Source organism: Vibrio sp. CUB2, assembly GCF_001557945.1.
Lineage (GTDB): Bacteria > Pseudomonadota > Gammaproteobacteria > Enterobacterales > Vibrionaceae > Vibrio > Vibrio owensii.
Window position 1 is genome coordinate 1 of the sequence record NZ_LNRB01000055.1, and the last position, 1637, is coordinate 1637.

The 1637-nt window shown below is 41.4% G+C and carries 2 protein-coding genes and 1 pseudogene; all 3 read right to left on the reverse strand.

The genetic code is table 11. From position 1 onward, the window contains the following. The coding region (locus ATB78_RS27730; protein WP_179947034.1) for a transposase at positions 1-316 on the reverse strand (316 nt) is incomplete at its 3' end. A 64-nt stretch (positions 317-380) separates the two neighbouring features. Beyond that, on the reverse strand, positions 381-1025 hold the full coding sequence (locus ATB78_RS27735; RefSeq protein WP_061011153.1) for a hypothetical protein: 645 nt from the start codon (positions 1023-1025) through the stop codon (positions 381-383). 367 nt (positions 1026-1392) lie between these two features. Next, positions 1393-1637, reverse strand: a pseudogene (locus ATB78_RS29145) (IS5/IS1182 family transposase); the annotation flags it as partial.

The window sequence follows — 1637 nt, forward strand, 5'->3', positions numbered from 1 at the left end:
ATGAAACCTCAACTTCCTTAGCTCGGCGGCTTATACAGGTGTAGTGCGGGCAAACAAGCGGGATGTTAGCCAGCTTAAATACAGAGTCTAGAAAACCTTGTAGCGCTCTCAATGGCATAGAGAAAATCCGTTTCACCATCAGTGCGGTAGTAATAGCTAAGTCGTTGAACCAGCGAGGTCTACCACGCTTGCCTTGTTTGTTTTGTTTCCACTCAGCTATCGTTTCCTCATCAATCCAAAAGGTCAGAGAACCACGGTTGATTAAAGCTTTGTTGTACTGCTTCCAGTTAGTTGTTTTATAACGAGGTTTAGGCATGAGGCTACGACGATTGATGGGTGTAGCCGATCAGATCGTAGCTTCTAGATTTAGTTCAATCGATTTAAGCAACAAAGTCTATTCCAAGATCTGCCAGCAACTTTTCAAGTTCCAATTTGTCTGCTTTGGATACAAACTGCCGGATTGGAGCTTCTTCTTTGCAGTGATGAGCACTACGATGCATAAATCGATCAAATAGATCATCAATTTGGGATGTAGTCGGAATGCTTCTTCCAGTACGAAGTATTTCATCATCCACTAATGCATCTATCTTTTCATAACTCACTGTTTTCTTTTTGTTCTCGTAATCTTTACTTTCGAACGTTGTTCCCAATGGATTAATAACACCGATGATCGGTTTCCCATAGCTATAAACCATAGAGACGAATGAGCTAACCCCTGACTCAATTGGCTCTACCTGCACCTCATCTTTCACATGCTGAAACCATTCTTTTTTTATCGTTGTGTCCCCATTTTTTTCTGAGATACTAAACTTACGCTCTGGATAGCATCTAATATGCTGCTCAACCAACTGATACTTAGTCTCTTTATCACAATCGTGCCACAAACGTTCACACACCATACTCACTTGTTGCTTTCCTTTTAATATCTTCCATAGGTCCCTACCATTTGGTTGATTAGGCGAACTTATGTTAATTTCACTCGTACTCGCATTGGAGGAACAATTCAATGATAAGGCCGGATTCATATTCAATATCCTTCTCTAGATTGGTGTTTTAAAATAAATGTTCCATTACGCTAATAATCGAGCACTCCAAGATTAAGTCACGAGAACATTTCGGAAGTATCCTGAAAAACTCTACCGCTATGCTTTGAGGCTCATTTTGAATGGGGGTTTTTTGATGGTTCTATAGTTCAAGATAGCGATGTTACGCATCGAGCTAGGGCGCTGTTAATTCGTTGATACTCTTATCATTCAGAGTCGTTATCTTATCCTTACGTTCCCCTCCTCTCGATTTTTACGTGGTTCAATACTCAGATCGTAGACGTCGCCACACACCGGCTTTGTTGCTTAATTCGGTTGGAAGACATGGCAGTCCAAAGTTGTTCAGTTATTAAGCAATATACTGAGTTTTTGGCATACCAAGCCCTGTAAGCTTGTTCAGTGCTTTGATCATAGCGTAGTAAGTCTCGCCAACCTGAGCATTGTAATTTCTTAGGCTTAATTTCCCTCCTAGCAGCTGTTTTACTCGGTACATTGCTGTCTCTGATAGTGAGCGCTTGTGATAGCCATACCGCTTTTTCCACTTCTCGTTGGAGCCGTAGAGCTTTTGACAACCTACTGCTAAATTGCGAGGGT

Bases quoted from the DNA above. Each gene is read 5' to 3' on its own strand.
- ATB78_RS27735 (WP_061011153.1), bottom strand. From the start codon at position 1,025: ATGAATCCGGCCTTATCATTGAATTGTTCCTCCAATGCGAGTACGAGT.